A 14,847-nucleotide genomic window follows, 5' to 3' on the forward strand; every position below is an offset into this window, starting at 1 on the left:
AGAGTTCCAGTCGTTTTTCTTCTCCCTCTTGTTTCAGCTGGCGTTGCAGGGCTTCCTTATCTACACGGATACCCATGGATGATAGCTCAATGCTGCGCTGCAATACATTATCCCATAATAAAAGGTCACCATTCAAGCCCGGAAGACCATTCAACCCTTCTGTGGTATAGTCATCATAGTCCGGGGCACGTCCGTCGTGTTTCTCTCCATCGCTTAGTTTACAGCCAATACCGATAATGAATACAGCACCATATTTTTTCGTAATGGCATGTTCGCGGCATTTGGGTTCCAGATTCGGATAAAGTTGACGTAACTCTTCCGCATGAATGAAATGTAACTTCTGAGGCAGGCAAGGCTTAATCTGAGGGTACATTTCATACACCATATATTCTGTACGTATCATGGCTGCATAAATACGGGTTACAATTTCTTTCAGGAAGTTCACGTTCCGGTCTTCGGTAGTGATGACACGTTCCCAGTCCCATTGGTCTACATAGAGAGAATGGAGATTTCCCAACTCTTCGTCTGAGCGTATGGCATTCATATCCGTATAAATACCATATCCGGATTCAATATTATAGTCTGCCAATGTCAATCGCTTCCATTTGGCAAGAGAATGTACTACTTCGGCTTGCGCATCTCCCAAATCTTTGATAGGAAATGATACGGCACGTTCTACGCCATTCAAATCATCATTAATACCCATACCTTTCAATACGAAAAGCGGGGCTGTGACGCGGCGCAAACGTAATTCCGATGAAAGGTTCAATTGGAAGAACTCTTTGATCTGTTTGATTCCTAATTCTGTTTGTTTTAAGTCCAATAAGGGTTTATAACCCTCTGGTTTTATCAGATAACTCATAAGTATGTACTATGTTTTTGTCCGGCAAATATAGGTATAATATTTATATTTGCATCGTATTTGGCTAATTTTATGAGCAATTTGTTTCTTATTAACCAGTTGTGGCTCTCAAAATAATATTCTTATTTATAGGCTTTTACTGTAAAAAAAGACAAATCATTAGGAATATGCCCGATTTTTTTATACTTTTGTCCCCGCATTTAAGGCTCCGTAGCTTAGTGAATAGAGCGTCAGATTCCGGTTCTGAAGGTCGTGCGTTTGAATCGCACCGGGGTCACTAGAAAATCCTTGATAATCAGCTGATTATTGAGGATTTTTATATTGAGTACATTACTCTTCAGACGAGGAATTATGCCTTAATATCGCTAATATACCACCCTTGTTTCCTAATAGTTTCCTAATTTAAGTAAGAGTTAAGATGCTGACTATTAGAGAAGAAATCAAGAAAGATGAGGTTAAGAGTGACGGAACTTATAACATAAAGATTAGATTTACTCTTGATCGTAAGTTAAGGAGATTGTCTACAAGTCTCTTTGCAACATCTAAGGATTTAACTAAGTCCTTGAAACTGAAGGAGGGTACTCCTATTAAGCGGGAAGTTGATAAACTTATTCGTACTTATCAAGATATATGCGCTAAACTTCAGTTGGAAGTGAATGCTTATACTCTGGATGATGTGTTTGATTACTTGGAAGCTGAGCGGGAGCGTACGCGATCTATAGACTTTATTCAATTCTGTAAAGAATGGCTGGAGGCTACGGATATTAAGGGTAAGAAGAACTACAAGTGTGCTGTAAATGCGTTAATTGCATATATAGGTAATGAACATTTGGATGTTACTAAGCTAACAGCTACATTCTTAAGAGGATTTACTGAATATTTAAGCGAACGCAGAATGGAGCGGATTAAAGTAATATCTGAAGCTGGTGGACGGATTACATCTAATCGTGCTGTATCATTATATCTTGGGAGCATCAGACATTTATTTAATGAAGCGAAGAGACGATATAATGACTATGATAGGAATATTATTCTCATTACTAACTCTCCTTTTGAAAATTTTGTGGTTCCTAAGCAAGAGGCTACAAGGAAGAGGGCTATTCCTGCAAATCTGATTAAGATAATTAGTGAACTTCCCTACCGTTATACAGTGAAAGGTGAAGAGGCCAATTGTCGTTACAACCTTGCCAAAGATTGTTTCATGCTATCCTTCTGTTTGATAGGCATGAACTCAGCAGATTTATATAACGCAGCGATTAAGGTCGGTAATACCATCATTTATAACCGAACTAAAACTAGAGCTCGCCGAAGTGATGAAGCTCAGATGCAGATTGAAATCCCTTCATTGATACTACCCCTTATTGAGAAATATCGAGATTGTACAGGACAACGTGTTTTCAACTTCTATCGTTCTTATACTACTGCAAGTAGCTTTAACCGTGCTGTTAATTATGGTTTGAAGGAAATTGGGAAGTTGATTGGCATTGCGGACTTGGAATACTACGCAGCCCGCCATTCATGGGCTACCATTGCATTAAATAAAGTAGGCATTGACAAGTACACTGTACATGCTGCACTCAATCATATAGATGAATCTATGAAAGTTACCGATATCTACATTGAACGAGACTTCGTGAATGAGAATAAGGCTAATGCTAAGGTTATGAAGTATATTTGGGGTAAATGATTAAGTAATTTCATTTGGGATGAGGTTATTTTTTCTTTAAGCCTTGATTAATTCAAATATTGGTCATATATTTGCAGCAATCTTACAATGAGGTAGGAGATTCGGGCTAAGAATTAAATAAGCCCTCCTGTTTTTATAAAGAATGGTTCACGTGACAGTGCAGTTATCAAGTGAGATAATCAAGAAAGGCAACTACATAAGAAGTCAGTCAGCAATAAATTCTACTATATAAGTAGCGACTTCTGCAACTAAGTTCTCGGAGTAATGACCTCCGAAACTTATTATTGGATAAGCATTCATTCAGACCTTGTAAAGGGTGAATTATATCCAATCGTAAGATGAACTTGGCTGTAGGAGTTCTTATTTATCCCCCTTAGTCCAATTGTTTTATTTCTAAATTCATCAGATTATGAAAATGAATTTGAAATTCCGAACAATTGGATCGAACCGCCAATCGGAACTTGTTACCCTGACAAGCATTAATCGGTTCACGAGTTTTACAACTTTATATGGGTTTGAACCTCATCCTTCGGGTGGGGTAACAAAATCGTCATACCCATATAATAACAAGTTCTCTCAAGTTTGTTACTCCCTAAATCCGATGTACCATGAATGACACTAAGCACAAGACATTGGAAGTGGAGGTTCTGAATATCCACAAGGGAGAGTATCTGTCCGAAGCCTTAAAAAGACAAGGCTACCCCATGCTGCCGAGTAATGCCATTATTAATAAGGTAATGACAGGTACGGGAGCTACCTACATGGAGTTGAACTCGAAATTAAGTCCGAGAAATTCTATCGTGATTGAGCCGTTCAAATCTGCGGTGGAGAACAAGGTGCAGGTGTTTAACAAAGCCCAAGGGGTGTTCAAGGAAGTAAATGTCAGACAACTGATCACCTACCTCAATAATCCCAATATCAAGTACAAGAAGATTATCACTACCCCCGAAGGGTTTGAAGGTAAAGTCTTGAACGCTGCAAGGCAGCTTGGGATAAACATTTACAAGAAATACTTCTGCCTGTTCGATGAATCCGAGCACATTACGGAAGATACAGGCTATCGCAGAAGCATATCCGCCCCAATGAGGGAGTTCTTCAAATTTGAGAGAAAGGCTCTCGTATCTGCCACTCCGTTAAAGCCGAGCAAGTACACCTTAACCTTGTTCCTGCGCCACCAATTCAAGTGGGTAGAAATTAAGCCCGACTATGACTATCGGGAGGACATGACTTTGATAACGACTCGTAGCTTTTACAGTCGGGTGAAGCAGGAAGTGAAAAGACTCTTGGATAACGGCTCTCCCCATGTGTGCATCTTCTACAAGACAACAGAGGGAATCAATAACATCGTGGAATCATTGCTGCATGACGGAATAATAACAAAGGACGATTACAAGGTATTCTGTTCAAAGGATAGTGCCGATGAGCTAAAGAGCCGTTTCTTGGAACACAGCACGGATAAGTTAGAACTTCCTCTAAGAAAGGTGAACTTGTTTACTTCGCGATTCTTCCCGTCAATAGACATCAATCTGAAAGAGCTTTGCGATGTGTTGATACTGTCGAACTACGACCACGTGAAGCACACATTGATAAATCCGTTCACCGAAGCTATCCAATGCCAGGGCAGATTTAGGCATGTGTTCCCCAACGGAAAGAGGTACAACTCGCTTACGGTTATTGCTTCAATTCCCAATGAACTTAAAGTTAAATCCGATGAAGAAATACATGCGGACATTGAAGCGAGGATTAAATCTTACCGAGCCGTTCAGAAGGAAAAACTGAGAGCTGACGACCCGACTAATTTCGATCAGGACTTAAAACGGCTACGGCTGAACGAAGTCCTCAATTCCGAGCGGAACGGATTTGACAGGTTCGCCATAGAGCAACTACTACTTGACGAGCAAGTGAAAGGATATTACCTCTCACCCGATGCGCTTAGACAGGCATACGAAGATACGAAATATTTCAATGTGGACTTCCAGCCCGAAGATGAAGCGGTCGGGGAAGATGACATTTACAGAATTAAAGCAGCCAAGACTAAAGAGAAATGGCAGTTCATTGTAACTATCTTAAGCAATATCAAGGAGGATGAAAATGCTGTACAATTTCTTAGAGCTAAGTGCGTGGAAGAAGAATGGCTCATCGATGCATTCTTCAAGCTGGGTAAAGAAACTATTGAGGAGCAGCAGTATGACAGGGCAGTTGTCAAGAACCTATTGGAACAGGCCAAGCATAAAGAAGTTCTGCAACGAAGGTTCAGCCCAGAGTTTCTACTGGATATTGGCACAGAATTTGAACTGGAAATAGGTAGTAATTCATATATCCCCGTAAAGAATGTACTTGACAGGATTGCTTATCTGTTGGACTGTTACGGGATAACCTATTCCCGATATGGGGATGCCCAAAAGGGGATGATGTGTAAGCTATCTGCCTCTACTATCCGAGATTACTTTGATGTAGCTTTAAGTAACAGGAACAGTGTAGCTACTGTTAAGTTGAAGCGTCTTAGGGTTGAACAAGTTGTGATTTCCTAACAAGCATTAGAATCTATCGGCCGGAGAACAATGACTATCCGGCCGATACTTTACTACCATTAACTCCCCCTCCTACCAAATAAAGAGAAACAACATTCCTTAGATGCTCACCCTCCGTTCACCACTAAATATTATACTTAACTATTGCTTCCATATATTTCAAGTTAATCACTCTCTAAGTAGAGACACAAGTTAATCCTAAATGTAAAATAGTCAGTATATAACGCTGATAATTATTTAGCGAATAGTATGAGATCCAGCATATAGAGTTTGGACCTTATTCATATTCCAATAATTCAATCAATATTCATTTAATTCAAGTTACATTATGGAAGCATTACAGATTATGCCAACAATGGCACAGAATCAATCGAGATTTAATTTAGGTGAGTACGCAGAAGAAGCTACTATCATTGAAGAATCAATCAGACCTAAGAGAGTGAATCATTTCATTGAAGCGAATACAGAGGAAGTAACCATGCAGCACCTTATTAACGACTGCATTACACCTGTCTTCTCCAAGGATAATGAACTTACTATCAATCATGCGGTATTCATTGATACAATTCAAGAAGCGGCTAATTCATTCTTTAGTGGTGAACAGGTGGAGCAGGCAACTATTCGTGTCTCACATGTGGTGAAAGGACGCATACCAGAAGCCATTCACAAACCTGCAAACCAACTTCTGGAATCTGACAAGACCATCTATTATGAGCGTGCGGCATTCAGCATTGATATTCCTACCATCTATGAAACGGTTGGAGGTAACAGGTTAAACTTATCAATCGTTGGAGTTCGTGCCTATAACCAGATGAACTTATATTCTAAGAAGGTTCCAGAACTTTTCAGACTGGCAATTGGATTCTCTAACCAAGTCTGTACAAACCTGTGCGTGTGTTCCACAGGTTACAGGGATGATCTAAGAGTGAGTAGTGCTTCAGAGCTATATCGTGCGGCACTGGAACTTTTCAACAACTACAATCCTGCCAAGCATTTGCATCTGATGCAATCATTGGGAAAGACTGCCATGAGCGAACACCAGTTTGCTCAAATCATTGGCAAGATGAGATTATATCAGTGCTTGCCAACAGGACGTCAGAAGGAACTACCCAGAATATTACTTACTGACACACAGATTAATACCGTAGCTAAGGCATATATTCAAGATAATAATTTTCGTGGCTTTGGAGGTGAACTTAATATGTGGAAGTTCTATAATCTCCTTACAGGCGCTAATAAGTCAAGCTATATAGATTCATTCTTGGATAGAAGTTTAAACTCTACGGAGATTGCTATGGGCATCAATGCGGCTCTGCATGGCGATGAGAGGTACAAATGGTTCATTGATTAAATGAACTTGTTGATTGAAGGCAGAACGGGCATCATTAACAGGGTGTCCGTTCCTTAATATCTAATAATTAACTAATTATATTTGCGAGTACGCATTTAAGTACATATATTTGCATGGTAATGGAGGAAGGAATTATGAGAACAGCTAATTACACAGATTTAAGAGCAAACCTAAAGGGGTACATTGATTCAGTGATTGATGATTATGATACTGTAATCATTAATCGTGGAAATGGTAAGGGAGTAGTGATGATTTCCCTTGATGAATATAATTCGTTAAAGGAAACGGAATATATCATGTCGTCACCAGAAACAATGGCTGCAATACGCCAAGGAGAAGAAGATATAAAGAATGGCAAGGGGATAGAAGTCAACTTAGATGAATTATGAAGGTAATATTTACACCTCTTGCTATGGAACAATGGGAATATTGGAAGAAGACTAATCCCAATATCGCCAAGCGCATCAAGAGGATTCTTCTTGACATTAGGGAACATCCTTATACAGGAATTGCAAAGCCAGAACCTCTTAAATATGATTTAACGGGTAAATGGTCAAGACGCATCAATGAAGAACATAGGATTATTTACTCTGTAAATGATGACAGGGTAGAGATTGATATACTCTCAATGAGATACCATTATTCCAAGAAATAATCCTATTGCACCTTATTAACTGAAGGACATCTATTAAGTTAGGTGTCCTTTTTTCATGGTGAATATTCTGTAGCATATAAGGCTTACTTGCATTCATGTAACAGATTATCATTCTATGATAGAGTTTACCATTCCATTGTGACCTATCAATACGAGGAGTAGCCTATTGACATGTCAGTTTCTAAGCAAGTGGAGCATATTCACTTCTGTTATTAGTGAATATTTCCTTAGTAACTAACAAGTTAGATAGTCCAACTCAGAATTAATATTCACTTATATTCATTTACCATTAAAACAGAACATTATGTCGCTTAAATATTCTAGTACAACAGCAGATTATCTTATATGGTCTGATGCAATGAATCTAATACGAAAGCTATCCAGAGATGGGAATTATAAGATGTCACTTCTTATGGCAATGGGTTGCTTCACAGGATTGCGCATATCAGACATTCTTGCCTTGCGATGGAGACAGATATTAAATAAAGATGAATTCTGCATCACTGAGATTAAAACAGGTAAGCAGAGAACCATCCGTCTAAATCCACAGTTGCAACAGCATATAAGAGATTGCTATGAACATATCAGGCCCATAGGGATTAATGCTCCCATCTTAATAAGTCAGAAGGGTACAGTCTTCACAATCCAGAGAATAAATATTATCCTTAAGGAAATAAGGGAGAAGTACAGGTTGAAGATTAAGAACTTCTCTTGTCACTCATTAAGGAAGACATTTGGTAGGCAAGTTTATAATATGAACAGTGATAATGCAGAATTGGCACTAATCAAACTCATGGAATTATTCAATCACAGTTCAGTCTCTATCACTAAACGTTATCTGGGACTAAGACAGGAAGAGATTCTACAAACTTATGATTGCTTGAGCTTCTGAAGAATAGGCAGGACAAATTAAGAGTAAGGTTACCCCAATCAAAGTTTGTCCTACCACTAAATTAAGATGAAGATATAACCTTCTTAATGTAGCAACCTTAAAATATTAAGTTCAGCGATATCTAAAGTCTATTCTTGATAGTTTGGCATTTCAGCCCTATAGAACTAGGGCTATTTCATAAGTTTACAGAGTTCAGAGCTGTTTCTGCTCTTATAAATCATGTTGTAAGGTAACACCTTATAATAATCCAACGATATGCTAACATGAAGATGATTATCTAGGGTGGGTAGAAATATTGAAAATATTGTCTCTTATAGGGGATAGTTAGATTTCTTACCTGTCTTAACTTATTGAATAGATAGCCTAATCTGGTAATATTTATAACACGTATTATGTTTGAGAGCAGTATTTACATCATTTATCCTTACTTCTTATTAACTTATTAAAACCTTTCGTTATCTTTGCACCAATTCCAGCAACTTATTGCGTTAAGAAGTTGGAAGGACATATTTAACGAAAGGTGTTATTGAAATTATCTTCTATTGACAAATTCTCGCAAAATTTGAACGTAGTATGAAGATGGTAGCAATAGCACCACATCATTTGGTTTTATCTCCTTATAAGCTTTATAGGGTCTTTAGATATTATCAGATTGGTGTGGGCTATTGTTTTATCCATACTACAGGCAATGCGAGAAGCCAGTCAATAGGATAAGACAAATATAGTTCCCACACCTTTTTTATTGTCTGCTTTCTTCGGGGAATTGGGAAGCACAAAAATGTAGAGATATGGTAGATGTGCTATCAAGAATTAAAGGACTTATAATGGTGAAGAAGAATGCCATTAGTTTAGGAGTCAATTTAGGTCAGCCTCCTAATAATGAAGTTTTAGAAATACCAGAGTTGCTTGCTTATGAACATAACATTTCAGAGCAAATAACTAAAATGATGTGGCAATACTTTGAAGATGTACATCAATGCAGTGAAAAAACTTTCAATAGCCTATACTATTTTTATAATGCAACAGATGGACAAATAATATGGCAAGTATGGAAAGATACGTGCGTAGCCATGTTTTGCATAGGGATGATATATACCAACCGTAGAATTAAAGGAAACCTATCTTTCTAATGCAATTAAATCTTCATACATATCAGCAATGTTTATCCACCTATTCTATATGGATTGAATTCTGCATAGATAAACTCCAAAAGGATTATTATAGAGAGTGTACAAATTTTGAAATCTGGTATAATAGGCTTAAAGGGAGTAGAGTCCAAATAATTTTTTTTAGAGATTACAAGGACTATCTATATATATTAGAACATTCAATATTTGCATGGAGAATTCATATACACTATGAGTTTTGCAGAATCTGCCATTGCCCTTTAGGATGTACAAGGGAGGAAATAATAAAAATTATAATTAAAGAAATAATAAAAATTTATAGGAATGGAGACATTCCTAAGTAAACACAATTTGATTATGGAAAATAAATTAGCTTTCTTTATGACCCAGCTTAAAAATCATCTCACACGGAATAGCATACCTTATATGATGTTCCAATATGTAGATAATCCAGAGGATGTTCTATGTCATTTTACCAATAGAGTTTACATAAATATATTTGGAAATGCTTTAGGGCATAGTGATGTGAATATATATATCGGTGAAAACAAAGAACTTGTTGCAGTGTCACTCACTGAAGTTACGAGTGCATTATTGAGAATTAGTAATTTGTTAGGGCAATTATATGGAGTTGATTATAAGGAGGTAAAACTCCTCAATTCTGAATATAATAAATATATATTCTATTTTTAGCACCGTAATAATGATTGGTGGTACAGAGCAAACTTATACAGACACTTAAAGCTTCCACTATACGATAAACGGTTCTTTAAACTAAATTGGGGGTGAGGATGATTACGACACATATGCTATTACCATATCTGAGACTTATATGACCTTATGTGGTGAGGATGCAACTCCAGATGATAATTGTTTAAATGGATTTTATAAATTCTTCAAACGTTAAATGATAATGAGCGGCATTGGGCATCCTTGCCGCTTTTCTCCCTCTCTCACCTATATAGATATGCGTTTCCGTTGAATTAATAGTAGTATAGATTAACTATTTCGGAGAATATATATGGGATGAACATAATTCATACCTGTTGTGATGGAGTGGAGAGTAATTAGGTCAACTGTTTCCTTATTGTTTCCTAATTACCTTAATATATAAGAGTTAATTAATTGGATACAAGGATATTTAGTGGAATAGAGCGTCAGATTCCGGTTCTGAAGGTCGTGCGTTTGAATCGCACCGGGGTCACACAACAAAAAGGGGGATACCATCACGGTGTCCCCCTTTTTCCCTTTCCAGTTGTAAAGTCAACTCTAATGTCCTACTTCCGTCATTTCTATCGGAAGAGTAGGATATATTCCTTTTAGTCCCTCTAGTTCTGTACCGGTAGCGTAAATAAATACGCATCTGTTTACAGCGGGAATCTGTATTTCTTTTACTTGTTCTTTCCATCTGCGTTTTACGTAAATGGTAGGGAGATAAGTTATCATGCCTTTATTTTCCAAAGTTTCTTTGGTTTTTCTTTCTTTTCGGGGCAATGTCAGTACAATGTACCAGTTTCGCGTTTCGTTAAGGCGGCTTTTAATGTCTTGGAGTATCATAATCAATTTTGATTGGCGTAATGATAAAATTGAAGGTATTGAAGAATTGTGGTTTATTGTCAACAACCATGGGAAGTGGTGAAACTTCCAGCCGTATGCTCTAATATTTCTTTTGGATTTTCATGCCATTTAGAGCTTACACAGTAATTTTTGTCTGTGTATTGAGCTTGTATAGTGGCAGGTAAAGCCAAAAACAATAAAATCAAGAAGCAATTCTGTCTTTTGTACTTTTTATAATCATTGTATATCCATAATAGAATTGTCAAGATACAAACAGGAATCGCTATAAGAATAAGAATCAGTAGAGTCATGGTAATTTGATTATTTATTGTTTATATCATTCTGCGACAAAAGTATCACAATTTATTTGATAAAACAAGTGAATTGTGAATAAATAGGTATTACAGGACAGATAAATTTTTATTTCACTTCCTCTAGGTTTGGATAATAAATCGTACCTTCATGGAAATGGAAAAGACTACTATATACATCGGTGAAGTTATAAAAAATGTCATGGTTGAAAAACTGGTGACAAAGGCTGAACTTGCAAGGAGACTGCAAGTTAAGCCTCAGAGTGTTGACTATATGTTGACACGAAAAAGTATTGATACAGATACTTTATATAATGTTTCAAAAGCTTTAGATTATGATTTTGCCCTGCTCTATTCTATCGATAAAGAACAGATGAATTATGATAGGGAAAATGAAGCTTATAAACTCTCTACTGCCAAGATTTTGATAGAGCTTGAGTTAAAACCTGATGAAATAATAAAGTTAAATTTAAGGAAAAAAATCAGTGAACTATTGAGATAAAATATTTTCTTTTCCATAAATAGTAAAGCGTCCGATTTCTTTATTCGAACGCTTTACGTAAGTTCTCCCAATTGTCGCAAAAATCCTGCATGGACGGGAATAATACATTTGCTCCGGCATCTAGTAAGACCTGTCCGTCAATGGGACCTGTGTTGACAGCTACTGTAAATATACCTGCTGCTGCACCGGCTTGTACGCCCATAGGCGCATTTTCTACTACGATAGCTTCATTGGGGGCTAATCCTCCTTTTTGTAAAGCCATCAGGTAAGGTTCCGGGTGTGGTTTCCCATATTTTACATCGAAGGCAGTTACCATCAGTTCGCGACGGAACATGCCGGGGAAGTTATGCGACAGGCGGTCTAATAGTGAGTGTTGTCCGGAACCAGTGACTACCATCGGTATCAGTCCGTCCGACTTTATTTTCTGTAGTACTTCCCATGCGCCGGGCATAGGTTCCGGTTCGGGGTTACTGTTGAATTCTGCACTCTTTTCTGCATAAATGCTCTGTATCATTTCGGGAGTGGCATCTTTTCCATATTGCCGTTGATAGACGATATTGATAGTAGCAGCTCCGGTTCGTCCTTCATGCAGATAAGCTTCTTCACGGCTCAGGTGCAATCCATGGCGTTCCATTACCTTGTGCCAGGCATCGGCATGGTAAGGCATGGAATTGAATAATACACCGTCCATATCGAAAAGGACGGATTTCAATTGAATTCTGGAGTACCCGCTGGACTGAAGATAGCGGGAAATGGCTTCTTGAAACATAATACCTATTGTTTTATATCTGCAAAGATACAACAAAAAAACGAGGTGTGAATGATTAAATTCATCCACACCTCGTTTATCTATGGTTAACTGACTCTTACCTAGAGTCTTGCCTGAATAGCTTTTGACTCTTCTTCATATCCCGGTTTGTTCAGCAATGCAAACATATTCTTTTTGTATGCTTCTACGCCCGGTTGATTGAACGGATTCACGCCCAGCAGATAACCGCTGATACCGCATCCTATTTCAAAGAAGTAAAGTAGCTGACCGATATTGTATTCGTCCAGCTTCTCGATGATAATACGCATGTTGGGCACACCACCATCTACATGAGCCAACTGGGTACCCAGTTCAGCCATTTTGTTTACTTCGTCCACGCGCTTACCTGCAAGGAAGTTCAGACCGTCCAGATTTGCTTCGTCAGAAGGAACTTCCAGTTTATGGTTTACGTTCTCTACAGAAATTACGGTTTCGAAGATGGTGCGTTCACCTTCCTGAATCCATTGTCCCATAGAGTGCAGATCAGTAGAGAAGTCTACAGCTGCCGGGAAAATACCTTTGTTTTCCTTACCTTCAGATTCTCCGTACAATTGCTTCCACCATTCGCTTACATAGTGCAGTTTCGGGCAGAAGTTTACAAGGATTTCGATCTTCTTGCCATTCTTGTACAGCTCGTTACGAGTAGCAGCATATTGCGCAGCCAAATTCTCGGCAAACGGAACATTCACACCGCAAGCCTTTTCCATGTCAGCAGCACCGGCTACTAATTTCTCGATATCGAAACCGGCTATCGCTATCGGCAATAAACCAACCGGAGTCAGTACAGAGAAGCGTCCTCCCACATTATCGGGGATGATGAATGATTTGTAACCTTCCTTATCAGCAGTGATGCGGGCAGCGCCTTTCTTGGCATCTGTGATGGCAACGATAACTTTCTTTGCCATTTCCTTACCACGTTGGTCTTCGCATTGCTTTTTCAACAGACGGAAAGCGAGAGCGGTTTCGGTGGTAGTTCCGGATTTGGAGATATTGATGACGCCGAATTTCTTGTCTTTCAGGAATTCAGTCAGTTCATACAAATAATCTTCGCTGATATTGTGTCCTGCATAGATCATTACAGGAGCAGTTTTCTTTTCCTGCAACCAAGTGAAGCTGTTTGATAAAGCCTCGATGACTGCACGTGCGCCGAGATAGCTTCCGCCGATGCCGGCTACGATTACTACCTCACAGTTGTCGCGCAAAACTTGTGCAGTAGCTTTCAGGTCGGCCAAATGCTCTTGGCTGATAGATGAGGGGAGGTGCAACCAGCCCAGGAAGTCATTACCTTTTCCGGTACCGTTTTCCAATGCTTCCTGCGCAGCTTTTACCTGAGCTTCGTAAGCAGCAACAGATGCTTTGGAGATAAATCCAAAAGTCTTTTCGATGTTCAAACTAATCATAATATTCTAGGTTTTAAAAGCCTCTTACCTGCCTCCTTCCCTGTGGAAAAGGTAGGTTTGAGTTACTTTTGGTTTATAAGATTTATTTATAATATTCTTTTCTTTATATCGCAACTCTGGCTTTATTCTCCTCTTTGCGGAAGAGGAGTTAAGGGAGAGATTATCTTAGCGAATCAGTCAGCAACTTGATTTCTATCATGGGTGAAATGCGTTCGTACAGAATGTTATAGACAGCATCCAGTATCGGCATATTGACATGGTGATGCTTGTTGATTTCCTTGATACACTTTGTACCGTAATATCCTTCGGCAATCATCTCCATTTCTATTTGCGCGCTTTTTACAGAATACCCTTTACCAATCATAGTACCAAACGTGCGATTACGGCTGAAGTTGGAATATCCTGTTACCAACAGATCACCTAAATAAACAGAATCATTCACGTTTCTGTTCAGCGGATGTACTGTTTGTAGGAAACGGTTCATTTCTTGCACAGCGTTGGATATCAATACCGCCTGGAAGTTATCACCGTACTTCAGACCGCTACAGATACCGGCGGCAATGGCGTACACGTTTTTCAGTACAGAACTGTATTCTATACCGGCTACGTCATTGCTGACGGATGTTTTGATAAATGAACTGGCCAGGCGGCGGGCGATGGTACATGCCTTGTCTGTATCCGGACAAGCGATGGTGAGATAAGAGAGACGTTCCAAGGCTACTTCTTCCGCATGGCAGGGACCTGCCAGTACAGCAATATTTTCGGGTGGAACGCCGTATTCTTTTGTGAAGTACTCCGATACGATCAGATTGTCATCGGGTACGATTCCTTTTATAGCAGTAATGATGAATTTATCCCGTATCCGCGTTTTCAGCTTCTTCAGGTGAGCTTTGAGATAGGGGGAGGGGGTGACAAATATCAGCGTATCAGACTCTTTTACTACATCGTTGATATTAGAGCTGAAGTTGATGCGCTTCATGTCGAATTTGACGCCCGTCAGGTAGGCAGGGTTATGGCCCAGTCGTTTAAAATCGGTTATACGATCATCTCGTCGCATATACCAGTTAATCGACTCAGCCTGAGCAAGTACCATTTTTGCAATGGCTGTAGCCCAGCTTCCTCCGCCCATTATGGCTATCTTTCCGGGTAGTTTCATATCGAAAT

General features: G+C 38.9%; 14 protein-coding genes and 2 tRNA genes. 11 read left to right on the plus strand and 5 right to left on the minus strand.

The window, feature by feature from the left end:
• A partial coding sequence (gene asnA, locus BACCELL_RS04200; protein ID WP_007210321.1) for an aspartate--ammonia ligase occupies positions 1-862 on the minus strand: 862 nt, incomplete at its 3' end.
• Between the two features lie 204 nt (positions 863-1,066).
• On the opposite strand from asnA, the gene BACCELL_RS04205 reads away from it, so the two are divergent.
• The 10 genes from BACCELL_RS04205 to BACCELL_RS26450 all read left to right on the plus strand — a co-directional run bounded on the left by BACCELL_RS04205 (position 1,067) and on the right by BACCELL_RS26450 (position 10,309).
• Positions 1,067-1,139: transfer RNA gene (locus BACCELL_RS04205), tRNA-Arg, on the plus strand.
• Positions 1,140-1,280: 141 nt separating this feature from the next.
• Positions 1,281-2,549 (plus strand): phage integrase SAM-like domain-containing protein, encoded by a 1,269-nt coding sequence (locus BACCELL_RS04210; RefSeq protein WP_007210322.1) that lies wholly within the window; start codon positions 1,281-1,283, stop codon positions 2,547-2,549.
• A 608-nt stretch (positions 2,550-3,157) separates the two neighbouring features.
• Positions 3,158-5,080 (plus strand): DEAD/DEAH box helicase family protein, encoded by a 1,923-nt coding sequence (locus BACCELL_RS04215; RefSeq protein WP_007210323.1) that lies wholly within the window; start codon positions 3,158-3,160, stop codon positions 5,078-5,080.
• Positions 5,081-5,408: 328 nt separating this feature from the next.
• Positions 5,409-6,431, plus strand: a complete 1,023-nt coding sequence (locus BACCELL_RS04220; RefSeq protein WP_007210324.1) for a DUF3871 family protein — start codon at positions 5,409-5,411, stop codon at positions 6,429-6,431.
• Between the two features lie 134 nt (positions 6,432-6,565).
• Positions 6,566-6,820 carry a type II toxin-antitoxin system Phd/YefM family antitoxin gene (locus BACCELL_RS04225; RefSeq protein ID WP_044153323.1) on the plus strand — a complete coding sequence of 85 codons (255 nt, stop codon included), beginning with the start codon at positions 6,566-6,568 and terminating at the stop codon, positions 6,818-6,820.
• Positions 6,817-7,086 carry a Txe/YoeB family addiction module toxin gene (locus tag BACCELL_RS04230; RefSeq protein ID WP_007210326.1) on the plus strand — a complete coding sequence of 90 codons (270 nt, stop codon included), beginning with the start codon at positions 6,817-6,819 and terminating at the stop codon, positions 7,084-7,086. Before BACCELL_RS04225 ends, BACCELL_RS04230 begins: the two co-directional genes overlap by 4 nt.
• A gap of 304 nt (positions 7,087-7,390) precedes the next feature.
• Positions 7,391-7,978, plus strand: coding sequence for a tyrosine-type recombinase/integrase (locus BACCELL_RS04235; protein ID WP_007210327.1), 588 nt, complete (start codon positions 7,391-7,393; stop codon positions 7,976-7,978).
• A 788-nt stretch (positions 7,979-8,766) separates the two neighbouring features.
• The gene (locus BACCELL_RS04240; protein WP_007210328.1) at positions 8,767-9,108 is read left to right on the plus strand and encodes a hypothetical protein; all 342 of its coding nucleotides are present in this window, start codon (positions 8,767-8,769) and stop codon (positions 9,106-9,108) included.
• 354 nt (positions 9,109-9,462) lie between these two features.
• Entirely contained in the window at positions 9,463-9,798 is a 336-nt protein-coding gene (locus BACCELL_RS04250; RefSeq protein ID WP_157133876.1) for a hypothetical protein, read from the plus strand.
• A 443-nt stretch (positions 9,799-10,241) separates the two neighbouring features.
• Positions 10,242-10,309 (plus strand) — tRNA-Arg (locus BACCELL_RS26450).
• A gap of 65 nt (positions 10,310-10,374) precedes the next feature.
• On the opposite strand, the gene BACCELL_RS04255 is transcribed toward BACCELL_RS26450, so the two are convergent.
• Complete coding sequence (locus BACCELL_RS04255) at positions 10,375-10,662, minus strand: UpxY family transcription antiterminator (protein WP_007210331.1); 288 nt, start codon at positions 10,660-10,662, stop codon at positions 10,375-10,377.
• A gap of 468 nt (positions 10,663-11,130) precedes the next feature.
• Between BACCELL_RS04255 and BACCELL_RS04260 the strand changes: the two genes are divergently transcribed.
• Positions 11,131-11,475, plus strand: a complete 345-nt coding sequence (locus BACCELL_RS04260) for a helix-turn-helix domain-containing protein (RefSeq protein ID WP_025726024.1) — start codon at positions 11,131-11,133, stop codon at positions 11,473-11,475.
• A 40-nt stretch (positions 11,476-11,515) separates the two neighbouring features.
• Here BACCELL_RS04260 and BACCELL_RS04265 read toward each other — a convergent pair whose 3' ends face one another.
• The 3 genes from BACCELL_RS04265 to BACCELL_RS04275 form a co-directional block, all read right to left on the minus strand.
• Positions 11,516-12,244 carry an inorganic diphosphatase gene (locus BACCELL_RS04265; protein ID WP_007210334.1) on the minus strand — a complete coding sequence of 243 codons (729 nt, stop codon included), beginning with the start codon at positions 12,242-12,244 and terminating at the stop codon, positions 11,516-11,518.
• 101 nt (positions 12,245-12,345) lie between these two features.
• Complete coding sequence (locus BACCELL_RS04270) at positions 12,346-13,683, minus strand: glucose-6-phosphate isomerase (protein ID WP_007210335.1); 1,338 nt, start codon at positions 13,681-13,683, stop codon at positions 12,346-12,348.
• 160 nt (positions 13,684-13,843) lie between these two features.
• Positions 13,844-14,839, minus strand: a complete 996-nt coding sequence (locus BACCELL_RS04275; RefSeq protein ID WP_007210337.1) for an NAD(P)H-dependent glycerol-3-phosphate dehydrogenase — start codon at positions 14,837-14,839, stop codon at positions 13,844-13,846.
• Positions 14,840-14,847: the final 8 nt, after the last annotated feature.

The sequence above is a fragment of the Bacteroides cellulosilyticus DSM 14838 genome, from assembly GCF_000158035.1.
GTDB lineage: Bacteria > Bacteroidota > Bacteroidia > Bacteroidales > Bacteroidaceae > Bacteroides > Bacteroides cellulosilyticus.